We start from the raw sequence: 14,082 nt of genomic DNA on the forward strand, positions 1-14,082 counted from the left end.
GACTCGATGGCAAACACACGTCGACCACCCCGCCAGCGGGGCGGTACTTTTCTGGGCATCGTGCTCGGCCTGATCGTTGGGCTGGCCGTTGCCGTCGTCGTTGCGCTCTACATCACGAAGACGCCGACGCCGTTCGTCGAAAAGACGCCGCCGCGCCCGGCCGACAATTCGCCGGCGGCGCAGGCACCGGATCCGAACAAGTCGCTCCAGCCGCGCACGCCGTTGCCGGGCGCCGCGTCGGGTCCCGCCGTGCCGGATACGGCGTCGGCGGTCGAGTCGTCGCCGCTGGTGCCGGGGGTGCCGGTCGCGCCGCAGGCAGCTTCCACTCCGGCGGCCCCGGCGACGCCGCCGGCACAGCCGAAGCCGTCGCCGGCCGACATTCTGAACGGGAAATCGACGGTACCGGTCGCTCCGCCGACCACGCCGCCCGCGAGCGCCACGGATAACGCCAGCACGGGCTATTACCTGCAAGTCGGCGCGTTCAAATCGCAGAGCGACGCCGAACAACTGCGCGCCAAGCTGGCTCTCTCGGGCTTCGAAGCGAAGGTCACGCAGCGAGACGCCAACGGTCTGACGCTGTTCCGCGTGCGTCTCGGCCCGTACGGCAAGCTCGACGAGATGAACCACGTGCGTCAGCGCCTGCAGGACGGCGGCTACGACACGGCAGTCATCCGTTTCACGAAGCAATGAGCGCGAAAGGCGTTGCACCGTAAGGGCAACGCCTTTTGTTTTCCCTGACGAACCCTCAGGACCGGGCAACGCACCGCAAAAGGCCGCATCATCGGGCCTGCGTTCGCCAAACGAACGGGACGTTGAACCCGGCGGCGCAACACCGGTCATATGCACTGGCTAATTTGCCTGAATCCGGGATATGGTTTCGCGGGTGCGTCGCTCACCGATGAACGGCGCGTCCGCCTCACTCCTACACAACGATCATGAAAAAACTTCTTGGTGCCGTACTGATTTCTTTCGGTTTCCTCTCGGGTGTCGCCTCGGCCTCGCCTGAAGCACCGGTCTCGGGGACCGACTATCTGACGATTGCGCAACAGCCGACGTCGGCGGGTCCCGGCAAGATCGAAGTGACCGAATTCTTCTGGTACGGCTGCCCGCATTGCAATGCGCTCGAGCCGACGCTGGAGAAGTGGGTCAAGGCCCAGGGCAAGGACGTGGTGTTCAAGCGCGTGCCGGTCGCCTTCCAGGACCGGTTCGAACCGCACACGCGCATGTTCTTCGCGCTGACGGCGCTCGGCCGTGAAGCCGAACTCACGCCGAAGGTCTTCAACGAAATCCACGTCAAGCACAACTATCTGCTCACCCCGCAGCAGCAAGCCGACTTCCTCGCGCAGTTCGGCATCGACAAGCAGAAGTACATGGACGCCTACAACGGCTTCTCGACGGCGACCAGCGTGAAGACGGCCAACAAGACGTGGCAGGACTACAAGATCGACGGCGTGCCGACGATCGCGATTCAGGGCAAGTACCTCGTCTCGCCGGCCACCTCGGGCGACGCGCTGCAAAAGGCCGGCAAGCCGGCCACGAGCGAACAGCAGACGTTCGATGCAGCGCTCAAGACGGCCGACTCGATCATCAATCAGATCCGCGCGAAGAAGATGTAAGCTTCGCCGCTCACAAAGCCCGGCCCCGGCCGGGCTTTTGCGTTATATGGCCACACATACGACATCACCGAAGGTCTTCATCACCGGCGCGTCAAGCGGGCTGGGGCAGGCGCTCGCGCGTCACTATGCGGCGCAGGGTGCGATTCTGGGTCTCGTCGGCCGGCGCGGCGACGCACTCACCGAGCTGGCGGCAACGCTGCCGCATCCGCACGCCGTGCATTGTTATGCACTCGACGTGCGCGACGCCCTCGCGCTGCGCGCCGCCGCCGGCGACTTCATGTCGCGTCACGGCGTGCCCGATATCGTGATCGCCAATGCCGGCATCAGCCATGGCGTGAACACGGAAGACCCGGCGGACCTGCCTCACTTCGCCGCCGTCATGGAGACGAACTGGACGGCGATGGTCGCCACGTTCAGCCCCTTCGTCGCCCCCATGCGCGAGCGCAAGCGCGGCACGCTCGTGGGCATCGGCAGCGTGGCGGGAGTGCGCGGACTGCCCGGGCATGGGGCGTACAGCGCGTCCAAGGCGGCGGCGATGACTTATCTGGAAAGCCTGCGGGTCGAGTTGCGCGCCGACAAGGTCGCCGTGGTGACGATCGCGCCGGGCTACATCCGGACGCCGATGACGGACGGCAATCCCTTCCCGATGCCGTTCCTGATGGATGCGGACAAGTTCGCCCGCAAAGCGGCAGCGGCGATTGCGGGCCGCAAACGTTTCGTAGTGCTGCCTTGGCAGATGGGTATCGTGGCGTGTGCCATGCGGCGGCTGCCGCGCTGGCTCTACGATATGCTGTTTGCACGTGCGCCCCGCAAACCGACGATGGCGCAGCGGCAGGCGCGCGAGGCGCACGAAGCAGCGGAAGCAGCGGAAGCAGCGGAAGCAGCGGAAGCGACGAAAGCGGCAGGCGCGGTGCAAACCCAAACGGACAACGACGAGACAAGCCGCAACGGCTGAGCGTCAGGCCGGTCCGGCGCAGCATGCGGCGGTACGTTGCGACAAGGTGCGGTAAGGTGCGGTAAGGCACAGTAGGGCACAGTAAGGAACGGCAAGGCCCCCTCAGGATCGACGCGACGGGGGCCGCCGTGCCGCGACAGGTCTGCACGCGGTAGCGGGGTAGCGGGGTAGCGCGGTCGCTCAGGCGGCTCACACCGCTCCCACCGCCCACGCCACCCATCCCCCACGCCACTCACGCAGACCGCGCTCGGACATCCCCCAAATTGCAGGCCGAAGCCGGGGAATCGCCTCTGCGGCGCGTTACAGTGCCCCGCATTCCAAACCTGCGGTGTCCCCATGAACGCCATGTTCTCGCAAGCCGAAGCGCGCGCTTGCGCTTCGCGCGGCGGCGTCTCGCGTCGCCCCCTCTGCCGGCCCCTCTGCCGAACCCTCTGCCGGCACCTGTTCCGACGCTTGCGCCACGTCCGTCTCCTGACCCACGTCCTTCGCTTCGCCGGCCTGTCCGCGCTCACGGCACTGGCCGGATGCGCCGCAATGGATCCGGGCAACTGGCAAGTCTTCGGTCCGCCGGCATCGTACGTGCGCCCCGCGCCTGCCATCGTCGCCCCGGCCCCCATGATCGTTGCGCCCGCGCCCATCATCGTGACCCCGGCGCCGCCCCTCGTGGGACCCGCCCCTGTCGTGGTGGCGCCCGCGCCGGTGATCGTGGGGCCGCGTCCGCCCGTCGTCGTCGCGCCCGCTCAACCCCGTTCGTCGCGCGACGCGGGGCACTTCTTGCGCGAACGCTGCTATCTGGAAAAAGGCGGTTGCTACACCAGCGAGTACCGTGAGGGCTACGAATTCAATCCGTACACAGGCGGCTGGGACTGGGTCGGCCAGCGCGATTATCACTGGAAGGGCAGTAGCGGAAATCGGTGAGACGACCGGCCGCCCCCCCGACATCGCATTCCATGCGTGAAACACACCGGCTCACGCAAGATTCGATCGTATTTTTGTCCCGTTGAGGTGCATTCCAAACCTGCGTTAGAGTGTCCGTGTAACTTGAATAGAGGTACACACGACGTTAATCCGGATTCGCCGCCATAGAGCGGACGCATGTCGACACACGATCCGTCGGCGACCGATCCGACTGCGGCACTCCCAACCAAGCAGGAGAGGCACATGCAGGCAACCCCTACCGGCACGCCGGTCATCGATCCGGCGCTGCGACGCAAAGCGGTGATCGGCTCTACCCTGGGCAATGCGTTCGAGTGGTTCGACTTCACGGTCTATGGTCTCTTCGCGGTGGTCATCGCGAAGCTCTTCTTCCCTGCGGATAACGACACGACGTCGCTGCTCGCGAGTGTGGCCTCGCTCGGCGTGGCGTTCTTCTTCCGCCCTATCGGCGGACTGGCGTTCGGACTGTATGCGGACCGCGCGGGCCGCAAGTCGGCGCTCTCCGTCATGGTGTTGCTCATGGCGCTCGGCACGGGCCTCATCGGCATTGCCCCGACGTACGCCACCATCGGCTTCGCTGCGCCCTTGCTGATTTTGCTCGCGCGCGTCATTCAGGGCTTCTCGGCGGGGGGCGAATTCGGCGGCTCGACGGCCATGCTCATCGAGTTTTCGCCACCGAATCTGCGCGGATTTTACGGTAGCTTCCAGATGTGTTCGCAGGCGCTCGCCGTCGCACTTGCGGGGCTGTGCGCTTACGTGCTCAACGCGGGGCTGTCCAAAGAAGCGCTCGAATCGTGGGGCTGGCGCCTGCCGTTTCTCTTCGGGATTCTGATCGGCCCGGTGGGCTTTTACATCCGACGCCGCATGACGGAGTCGCCGGAGTTCCTCGCGTACGCCGCCACGCGCGAACCGACGCGCCGCACGCCGCTCGCCGACGTCTTCTCGAAGCACTATCGCTCGCTTATCGCCGGCTTCGGGCTGACGGTCGCCGCCACGACATCGTTTTACGTCACGCTGATCTACACACCGATCTACGCCGTCAAGCAACTCGGCCTGACGCAAGGCGCGGCGAGCCTGTCGACGTTCGTCGCCGCCATGCTGATTGCGGCCCTGTGCCCGCTCACGGGATGGATCTCGGATCGCGTCGGCCGCAAGCCGCTCATTCTGCTGTTCGTGCTGCTCTACGGGCTGACGTCGTTCTGGATGTTCACGCGCCTGCACGGCGCACCGTCGATGGGCAATCTGCTGCTCGCCCAGATTCTCCCGGCGATCTGCATGGGCTTCGTATGGGGGGCATTTCCGACAGCCGTCACGGAAGTGTTTCCGGTCGGCGTGCGCTCAACGGGCGTCTCGATCCTGTACAACGTCTCGGTAATGCTGTTCGGCGGCCTCGCGCCGTTCTGGATCACATATCTCATCAAGGTCACGCAGAACCCGCTCGCACCGGCGTACTACATTCTGCTGACGGTGACGATCAGTCTCGTCACGTACGGCCTGCTGGGTCGTGAAGGCCGGCACGTCCAGACGTCCGTGCAACACGTCTGACATCATGCGCGGCGCACGCCGCACGCCACGCGCCACAACAACGCCCTGGGGCTCGCTTCCGCTCACGTCCCAGGGCGTTTTGTATGGCTGCGACGATGGCCGACGCCGCCCCGGGCATCCGTGCGACATCATGCGCGACAATCTGCGCGACAACCTGCGTTATGACGTGGCCCGACGCAAGGCGGTGACGGTGCGGCGCGGGACGGCCGATCGACGACCTGGCGCCGTCAGACGGGCGAGAACCGCCACACGCCCCGGGCATCGCGCTCACGCTTGAGTTCGCCGGCACGCCAGAGCATGTGCAGATGCGCGAGCGCTTCGCCCATGGCGAAGGTGGTCTGATGCGCGTCGAGCTTGCGATGGAACATGATGGGGACGATGTCGCCGGCGCTTTGCGGCGACCTGGCACACGCTTCACGCACCTCTTGCAAACGCGCCGCATGATGATCGCGAAGCTGACGAATTCGCGTATGCAATCCCGTGAACGGGCGTCCATGCGAGGGCAACACGAGACAATCGGCGGGAAGATCGAGATAGACGCCCAGCGAGTCGAGGAACAGTTGCAGGGAGTTGGCTTCGGGTTCGATGTCGAACACGCTCACATTGGTGGAAATACGCGGCAGCACCATGTCGCCGGAGATGAGCACGTTGTGCTGTTCGGAGTAGAGCGCCATGTGCTCGGGCGAGTGACCGTAGCCCGCGATCATGCGCCAGTCGCTGCCACCGATACGCAGGGTGTCGCCGTCTTTCAGACGGAAGTAACGCGACGGGACTTCGGGCACGAGATCGCTGAAGTACGACTTGCGATTGCGAATCTGTTCGATCATCGCGGCATCGGCGAGACCGTGTGCGAGGAAGTGCGCAACGGCGAATTCGCCCCCGGCGTTGGCGGCATTGTTGTTGTCGCCTTCGGACATGAGACGTCCCCACGCATAGTCGCCGAGCGACATGACAAGGCGCGCTTCCCAACGCTGCTTGTCGCCGCCTTTGCAGATCCAGTGCGCGAGGCCGAGGTGATCGGGGTGGCAATGCGTGACGACGACACGCAACACCGGTTCGCCGCCGAGCGCACTGTCGAACACCTGCTCCCAATACGCTTTGATCTGAGGATGCGTGATACCGCAATCGACAACGGTCCATCCGCTGACGCCATCGACTTCGTCGCGTAACAACCACAGGTTGATGTGATCGAGCACGAACGGCAGCGGCATGCGCACCCAGAAGACGCCCGGCACGACTTCGTGCACGGTGCCGCCGTCGGGCAGGAAGTCGCCAAGGGGATAGTTCAGTTGTTGTTCGAGGGCATTCACGGGGGCCACGCTCCAGATGGGCTTGTTCTCTTGTTGTCAGGTTGACGCCATCACCGATTGCATACGATGCAAGTTGACGCTAACGTAAACGGCAATTCTATCTGCAATGGTAAGCATTCGCTTAACCTCGACTTCGTGCCGATGCCTGTGCCCAACCTTGCACCCGACCTTGTGCTCAACCTCGCATTACGACTCGCGTAACCCGATCCGATGCTCACTTACACGATCACCGACCTCGCCCGCGAGTTCGACATTACCCCCCGCGCCATCCGCTTCTACGAAGATCAGGGACTGCTCACCCCGGCCCGCGAAGGCCCCGGTGGACGCCACCGCGTCTATACGGGTCAGGACCGCACGCGCCTGAAACTGACGCTGCGCGGCAAGCGCCTCGGGCTCACGCTCTCCGAGATCAAGTCGATTCTCGATCTCTACGAATCGCCGAAGGACACGGTGCCGCAACTCAAAGTCTTTCTCGAGACGCTCTCCCAACACCGGCAGGTTCTCGAGCAGCAACTCGAAGACCTCCACGCGACGCTCGACGAAGTCTCCCAGCATGAAGCGCAATGCCTCGCGCTGCTAGAAGCCGCAGGGGAGTCCGCGCCGCCGTCCGTGCGTCGGGTCAAAACGGCGGCGTCTCACTGATTTTTCTGCGGGTCTGGCGCCCTGACGTTTCGTCACGCACCGGACAAACCCATCCCGCGTCCCCCTCCCCAGTTCTGTCCTCGCCCTCGGGCTGGGGGGACGGTCAATGACCCGGCCGCCGCGCCCGCGGTGCCTTTCCCTCATTGCCGACGATCGATCGCTCCGTCCTCATTTCGATTCAGGAAACCCCCGACTTTACGTTTACGTAAACGTAAAGTAGTATCTCTGCACCCGGCTTTTCAGCCTTTCGTGCCCTTGCCCTTGCCTATGTCCACGACCATGGCCACTGTTCCTGTCCCTCATGCCGCAGTGCTCGACGACGCCGTCGCCGCAAAAATCCGCGCCAGTTTCGACAAGCAGGGCGTGATGACCCATTGGGGCGCGCAACTCACGCACCTTGCCGACGGCTTCTGCGAAATCTCGCTGCCTTTCTACGACAAGGTCAACCAGCAACTCGGCTATTTCCACGGCGGCGTCATCGGCGCCATCGCCGACTCGGCAGGCGGTTATGCCGGCTACACACGCATTTCGCCCGATCAGGAACTGGTCACGGCGGAATACAAACTGAACATTCTTGCGCCCGGCAAGGGCGATACACTGGTCGGACGCGGTCAGGTCGTCAAATCCGGACGCACGCTCATCGTCGCCACGGCCGAACTGTTCGCCGTCGATCACGGCAAATGGACGCTCTGCGCCCTCATGCAGCAAACGCTTTTCGTGCTGGCACCCGGTTCCGCCACGGCGGCCGGCACCGCACGCTGATCGATTCGTCGCACAACGTTGTCGCCTGACTCACGCTTACACGCACACACACGCACGCACACGCGACAAGAATTTCGGTATCACCACCGCTTACCAAGCACCATCGAACACAAGCGCGGGCGAACCGCCCCGCGCCACCCTCTGGAGACTGTGTCATGACGACGTTGCCCGGCCTCAATTTCATGCTCGGCGAAGACCTGGACATGCTGCGCGAATCGGTGGCGAATTTCGCCTCGAAGGAAATCGCCCCGCGCGCCGCTGAAGTGGATCGCACGGACCAGTTCCCGATGGACCTCTGGCGCAAGATGGGCGACCTCGGCGTGCTCGGCATGACGGTCTCGGAAGACTACGGCGGCGCGAACATGGGATATCTGGCCCACATGATCGCGATGGAGGAAATCTCGCGTGCTTCGGCCTCGGTCGGCCTGTCGTACGGCGCGCACTCGAACCTCTGCGTGAACCAGATCCATCGCAACGGCACCGCTGCGCAAAAGGAGAAATACCTGCCGAAGCTGGTGTCGGGGGAACACGTCGGCGCGCTCGCGATGAGCGAACCGAACGCCGGCTCGGACGTCGTGAGCATGAAGCTGCGCGCCGAGAAACGCGGCGACCGCTATGTGCTCAACGGCACGAAGATGTGGATCACGAACGGCCCGGACTGCGACACGCTCGTCGTCTATGGCAAGACGGATATCGAGGCCGGTGCGCGTGGCATGACGGCGTTCATCGTCGAGAAGGGCATGAAAGGTTTCTCCGTCGCGCAGAAGCTCGACAAGCTCGGCATGCGCGGCTCGCACACGGGTGAACTCGTGTTCGAGAACGTGGAAGTGCCGGAAGATAACATCCTCGGCCAGGTCGGTGGCGGCGTGAAGGTATTGATGAGCGGCCTCGACTACGAGCGCGCCGTGCTCGCCGGCGGTCCGCTGGGCATCATGCAGGCGGCCATGGACGTGGTCGTGCCCTACATCCACGACCGCAAGCAGTTCGGCCAGTCGATCGGCGAGTTCCAGCTGATTCAGGGCAAGGTCGCCGACATGTACACGATCCTGCAAGCGAGCCGCGCGTATCTGTACGCCGTGGGCCGTCAACTGGACTCGCTGGGCAGCGATCACGTGCGTCAGGTGCGCAAGGACTGCGCCGGCGTGATTCTCTACACGGCGGAAAAGGCGACATGGATGGCCGGCGAAGCGATCCAGATTCTGGGCGGCAACGGGTACATCAACGAGTATCCGGTCGGACGCCTGTGGCGCGACGCCAAGCTGTACGAGATCGGTGCGGGTACGTCGGAAATCCGACGCATGCTGATCGGCCGCGAACTGTTCGCGGAAACGATGTAACGCCCGAGGCCACCGACGCACAACCGACATCACCCCAGACGGATCATCAGGCGCAGGCAGCGGCGCTACAATCTTCGCAAGCCCGCCCTGCGCCTGTCCCGACCGGTATGAATCACTTCCCGAAACTCCTGTCGTCGCAGTTTGCTTTCGACGTCGCCCGCACGATGCTGGACGGCTTCGACAAGCATTACCGCATCTTCCGCGAGGTGTGCGTCGCGGCGCAGGCATGTTTCGAGGCGGGTGACTTCATGGGCATCCAGAAGCTCCAGCGGGATCGCATCGCCTATTACGACGAACGCGTGCGCGAATGCATCGTCACGCTCGAAGACGAGTTCGACGCGCAGTCGCTCGACGACGATGTCTGGCGACAAGTGAAACTGCACTACATCGGCCTGCTCACGGAGCATGGACAACCGGAACTCGCCGAGACGTTCTTCAACTCGGTGTGCTGCAAGATTCTGCACCGCTCGTACTTCAACAACCGCTTCATCTTCGTGCGCCCCGCCGTGGCCACGGAGTACATCGAGAACGACGCGCCCGCGGCCCGGCCGACTTACCGCGTCTACTACCCGGCGCAGGACGGCATGGCCGCCACGCTCTCGCGCATCGTCACGAACTTCCAGTTGAAACGTCCATTCGCCGATCTGGCGCGCGACGTCGGCTATGTCATGCGCGCCATCGAGGCCACGTTCGGCACGCCCGAGACGTTCGATGTCGCGCCGAATTTCCAGATCCACGTACTCGCGTCGCTGTTCTTCCGCAACAAGGGCGCGTATATCGTGGGACGCATCGTGAACGGCGACGTCACCACGCCCTTCGCCATTCCGATCATGCACGACAGCCAGGGCAAGCTCGCGCTCGATTCGGTCCTGCTGCGTCGCGACGAACTGCGCGTGGTCTTTAGCTTCACGCATGCGTACTTCATGGTCGACATGGAGGTGCCGTCGGCCTACGTGCAGTTCCTGCGCACGATCATGCCGAGCAAGCCGAAGGCGGAAATCTACACGTCGCTGGGCCTGCAGAAACACGGCAAGAATCTGTTTTACCGCGATTTCCTGCATCACCTGAAGCATTCGAGCGACAAGTTCGTGAGCGCACCGGGCATTCCCGGGCTGGTGATGCTGGTGTTCACCCTGCCTTCGTATCCGTACGTCTTCAAGCTCATTCGCGAGCGTTTCGCGCCGCCCAAGGAGACCACACGCGAGCAGGTAAAAGCCAAGTATCTGATGGTCAAGCAGCATGATCGCGTGGGCCGGATGGCCGACACGCTGGAGTTCTCCAGCGTGGCCTTTCCGCTCTCGCGTTTCGACGACGCCCTGCTCGCCCAGTTGCAGACCGAAGTGCCTTCGCTGCTGGAAGTGGACGGCGACGCACTGGTGATCCGCCATTGCTATATCGAGCGCCGCATGACACCGCTCAATCTGTGGCTGCAAACGGCGTCGGACGAGCAGGTCGATCACGCCATGCGCGAGTACGGCAACGCGGTCAAGGAGTTGATGGCGGCGAACGTGTTTCCGGGCGACATGCTGTACAAGAATTTCGGCGTGACGCGTCACGGCCGGGTGGTCTTCTACGATTACGACGAGCTGGAATATCTGACAGATTGCCACATCCGTCGGGTGCCCGAACCGCGTAACGAAGAAGAGGCGATGTCGGGGGAAGTCTGGTACCGTGTAGGCCCGCACGACGTGTTTCCGCAGACGTTCGAGACGTTTCTGACGGGAGACGCGCGCGTGCGGCGCTATCTGAGCCAGCATCATCCGGACTTCTTCGACCCCGACCTGTGGCAAGGCTTTCAGGATCGTGTGCGAGCCGGACAAATGCACGACTTCTATCCGTACGATGTCTCGCTGCGCTTCGTCAATCGCTACGGCGCCGGCAGCCCTGCCTGCGCTACGGGCACCCCGCCGCGCGCGGCGGCCGCCTGAGCGCCCGGTACATTGAACGAACCAGCACACGACACGCCCGCCGGATGACACGACCATGACCGAAGACAAAGACCAGCCTCTCATCCATCTGCTCGATAACAACCGCGCCTGGGTCGCCAGCGTGAACGCGGAAGATCCCGACTTTTTCGAGCGGCTGTCCAAACAACAGGCCCCGGAATACCTCTGGATCGGCTGCTCGGACTCGCGTGTGCCGGCCAACCAGATCACGGGTCTGGCGCCGGGCGAAGTGTTCGTGCATCGCAATATCGCGAACGTGGTCGTGCACAGCGATCTGAACTGTCTGTCGGTATTGCAGTTCGCCGTCGAAGTGCTGAAGGTGCGCCACATCATGGTGGTCGGTCACTACGGCTGCGGCGGTGTGGGTGCGGCGCTCGACGGCGCGAAGATGGGTCTCGTCGACAACTGGCTGCGCCACGTGCGCGACGTCTACGAGCGCCACGTCGACCAGATGGACGCACTCCCCTCGCGCGACGCCCGGCACGATCGCCTGTGCGAGCTGAATGCGATCGAACAGGTCGTGAATATTTGCCATACGACGGTATTGCGCGACGCATGGGCGCGTAACCAGCCGGTCACGGTGCATGGCTGGGTGTACGGCCTGCGCGACGGTCTGGTGCGCGACCTGCGCATGTCGGTGAACAGCCTCGAAGCGCTGCCGCGTGTCTATGACCGCTGCGTGCAGGCGATGGCCGAATTACGTCATCCACGCGCATAGCGCTCGGCGGCCGGCGCTGGCCGGCATTGGGGTATGCCGGCGGCCGATATGCCGGACCGCCCTGACGATACCCGGGCGCGTGACTGTGGAAGGACTGAGGCTTTGGATATCCGGGGGCGCGCGCCCTCGTCCGCAAGGACATCGCGCAGCCCCCTCAACCGGTTACAGGAGACTGCCATGCAACAAGACCCGATCGTCATCGTTTCTGCCGTTCGCACCCCGATGGGCGGCCTGCAAGGGGTGTTCGGCGATGTCGCCGCACCGCAACTGGGCGCGGCCGCCATTCGTGCGGCCGTCGAACGCGCCGGCCTCACGCCCGAGCAGGTCGACGAAGTCGTGATGGGCTGCGTGCTGCCTGCCGGACAAGGTCAGGCCCCGGCGCGTCAGGCCACGCTCGGTGCGGGCCTGCCGCTCGCCGCCGGCGCCACCACCGTCAACAAGATGTGCGGCTCGGGCATGCGCGCCGCCATGTTCGCTCACGACATGCTCGCCGCAGGCAGCGCCGACGTGATCGTCGCGGGCGGCATGGAAAGCATGAGCAACGCCCCCTATCTGCTGCCCAAGGCGCGTGCCGGCATGCGCATGGGCCACGGTCAGGTCATCGACCACATGTTCTTCGACGGCCTGGAAGACGCCTACGACAAGGGTCGCCTGATGGGCACCTTCGCCGAGGCGTGTGCCGACCGTTACGCGTTCACCCGCGAAGCGCAGGACGCCTTCGCCATCGCCTCGCTCGAGCGCGCGCAACGCGCCACGAAAGACGGCTCGTTCGCCTGGGAAATCACGCCGGTGACGGTGCCGGGCCGCAAGGGCGACACGGTCGTCGATCAGGACGAACAGCCGTTCAAGGCCAATCCCGAGAAAATCCCGACGCTCAAGGCCGCCTTCCGCAAGGACGGGACGGTGACTGCGGCGAACTCGTCGTCGATCTCCGACGGCGCCGCGGCGCTTGTCCTCATGCGCGAATCGACGGCCAAACGCCTCGGCCTCGCCCCGCTCGCCCGCATCGCCGGACACAGCACGTTCGCCCAGCAGCCGGGTCTGTTCACCACGGCCCCGGTCGGCGCAATGCGCAAGCTCTTCGAGAAGACCGGCTGGTCGACGTCGGATGTCGATCTGTACGAGATCAACGAAGCGTTCGCCGTCGTTACGATGGCCGCGATGCACGAGTTCGATCTGCCGCACGAGAAGGTGAACATTCATGGGGGCGCCTGCGCGCTCGGTCATCCGATCGGGGCGTCCGGCGCGCGCATTCTCGTCACGCTCATCGGCGCGCTGCGTAAGACCGGCGGCAAGCGCGGCGTCGCGAGCCTGTGCATCGGTGGCGGCGAAGCGACGGCCATGGCGATCGAACTCGTCTGACCGAGGTCGATGAGATCGATGAGGTCGACGCGTAACGACGTCGATCGGACTGCACACCGGTCGACGCAGACACGCGATAGTCTGGCGATCCGCACGCGGTGGTTGAGCCGTCGCTTGGCAAGTATCAAGCGGTCGTGGAAGGGTTGTTGAGCGGTTGTTGAGCGGCTATCGAGCCGTCATTGAGCCATCATCGAGACAGTTATGAAAACAGCACTCATCATCGGCGCGTCACGCGGCATCGGCCACGAGTTCGTGCGCCAGTACCGCGAGGACGGCTGGCGCGTCTTCGCAACCGCGCGCAGCGACGACGGGCTGGCGGCCCTGCGCGAGATGAACGCAGACGCGTTGAAGCTCGACGTCACGCGTGTGGAATCGCTCTCCGGCCTGTCGTGGCAACTCGACGGTGTGGAACTCGACGTGGCGATCTACAACGCCGGCGTGAATTCGGCGCGCACCACCGGCCTCGCCCCGATCACGAAGGCCGAGTTCGATCACGTGTTCCACACCAACGTACTCGGCGCGATGCAGGTCGCGCCGCTCGTGCTGCCCTTCGTGGAAGCGGCGGGCGGCACGTTCGGCTTCCTGTCGAGCCGCATGGGCAGCATCGCCCTGATGGAGTCGAACGGCAGTTGGCTGTATCGCGCGAGCAAGGCCGCCGTGAATTCGGTGGTCAGGGCGGTCGCGCTCGAAGCGCAGCGCGCCACGTGCGTCGCGATGCACCCGGGCTGGGTGCGCACCGACATGGGCGGCGAGGACGCCGATATCGACGTGCAGACGAGCGTGCGCGGCATGCGCCGCGTGCTGGCGCGTGCGCCGGGCGAGCGCGCTACGCATCACGGCGGTTTTTACAACTACGACGGCAACGCGCTCACGTGGTAATGCGCCGCCGAACGAACCTGGGACGAACCCACGCATCACGCACTCGAAGCATCGACAACAAGCTGTCGCCACAC

Annotated in this window: 13 protein-coding genes; 12 read left to right on the forward strand and 1 reads right to left on the reverse strand. The window is 64.4% G+C overall.

The features are described from left to right. Positions 1-6 precede the first annotated feature (6 nt). The 5 genes from PAN31108_RS03405 (at position 7) to PAN31108_RS03425 (ending at position 5,052) form a co-directional block, all read left to right on the forward strand. Positions 7-690: an SPOR domain-containing protein gene (locus tag PAN31108_RS03405; protein WP_150667495.1), complete on the forward strand. Its 684-nt coding sequence runs from the start codon at positions 7-9 to the stop codon at positions 688-690. Positions 691-935: 245 nt separating this feature from the next. Further along, on the forward strand, positions 936-1,616 hold the full coding sequence (locus tag PAN31108_RS03410) for a thiol:disulfide interchange protein DsbA/DsbL (protein WP_150667496.1): 681 nt from the start codon (positions 936-938) through the stop codon (positions 1,614-1,616). Between the two features lie 46 nt (positions 1,617-1,662). Continuing rightward, positions 1,663-2,571 (forward strand): SDR family oxidoreductase, encoded by a 909-nt coding sequence (locus PAN31108_RS03415; RefSeq protein WP_150667497.1) that lies wholly within the window; start codon positions 1,663-1,665, stop codon positions 2,569-2,571. A gap of 453 nt (positions 2,572-3,024) precedes the next feature. Beyond that, a complete protein-coding gene (locus tag PAN31108_RS03420; protein WP_150667498.1) occupies positions 3,025-3,489 on the forward strand; it encodes a hypothetical protein in 465 nt (154 codons plus the stop codon). Between the two features lie 243 nt (positions 3,490-3,732). Further along, positions 3,733-5,052, forward strand: coding sequence for an MFS transporter (locus PAN31108_RS03425; protein WP_150667499.1), 1,320 nt, complete (start codon positions 3,733-3,735; stop codon positions 5,050-5,052). Between the two features lie 227 nt (positions 5,053-5,279). Here PAN31108_RS03425 and PAN31108_RS03430 read toward each other — a convergent pair whose 3' ends face one another. Further along, on the reverse strand, positions 5,280-6,362 hold the full coding sequence (locus PAN31108_RS03430) for an MBL fold metallo-hydrolase (protein WP_150667500.1): 1,083 nt from the start codon (positions 6,360-6,362) through the stop codon (positions 5,280-5,282). A 210-nt stretch (positions 6,363-6,572) separates the two neighbouring features. Here PAN31108_RS03430 and PAN31108_RS03435 point away from each other — a divergent pair, with 210 nt between their 5' ends. The 7 genes from PAN31108_RS03435 to PAN31108_RS03465 all read left to right on the forward strand — a co-directional run bounded on the left by PAN31108_RS03435 (position 6,573) and on the right by PAN31108_RS03465 (position 14,008). Then, positions 6,573-7,004: a MerR family transcriptional regulator gene (locus tag PAN31108_RS03435; RefSeq protein WP_150667501.1), complete on the forward strand. Its 432-nt coding sequence runs from the start codon at positions 6,573-6,575 to the stop codon at positions 7,002-7,004. 279 nt (positions 7,005-7,283) lie between these two features. Further along, positions 7,284-7,766, forward strand: a complete 483-nt coding sequence (locus PAN31108_RS03440) for a PaaI family thioesterase (RefSeq protein ID WP_150667502.1) — start codon at positions 7,284-7,286, stop codon at positions 7,764-7,766. 155 nt (positions 7,767-7,921) lie between these two features. After that, positions 7,922-9,103 carry an isovaleryl-CoA dehydrogenase gene (locus PAN31108_RS03445; protein WP_150667503.1) on the forward strand — a complete coding sequence of 394 codons (1,182 nt, stop codon included), beginning with the start codon at positions 7,922-7,924 and terminating at the stop codon, positions 9,101-9,103. Positions 9,104-9,210: 107 nt separating this feature from the next. After that, positions 9,211-11,031, forward strand: coding sequence for a bifunctional isocitrate dehydrogenase kinase/phosphatase (gene aceK / locus PAN31108_RS03450; protein ID WP_150667504.1), 1,821 nt, complete (start codon positions 9,211-9,213; stop codon positions 11,029-11,031). A 55-nt stretch (positions 11,032-11,086) separates the two neighbouring features. Next, entirely contained in the window at positions 11,087-11,767 is a 681-nt protein-coding gene (can, locus tag PAN31108_RS03455) for a carbonate dehydratase (RefSeq protein ID WP_150667505.1), read from the forward strand. A 177-nt stretch (positions 11,768-11,944) separates the two neighbouring features. After that, a complete protein-coding gene (locus tag PAN31108_RS03460) occupies positions 11,945-13,129 on the forward strand; it encodes an acetyl-CoA C-acetyltransferase (RefSeq protein ID WP_150667506.1) in 1,185 nt (394 codons plus the stop codon). Between the two features lie 201 nt (positions 13,130-13,330). After that, entirely contained in the window at positions 13,331-14,008 is a 678-nt protein-coding gene (locus tag PAN31108_RS03465) for an SDR family oxidoreductase (protein WP_150667507.1), read from the forward strand. Positions 14,009-14,082: the final 74 nt, after the last annotated feature.

Origin of the sequence: Pandoraea anhela (assembly GCF_902459655.1) — a bacterium.
In the GTDB taxonomy this organism is placed as follows: domain Bacteria; phylum Pseudomonadota; class Gammaproteobacteria; order Burkholderiales; family Burkholderiaceae; genus Pandoraea; species Pandoraea anhela.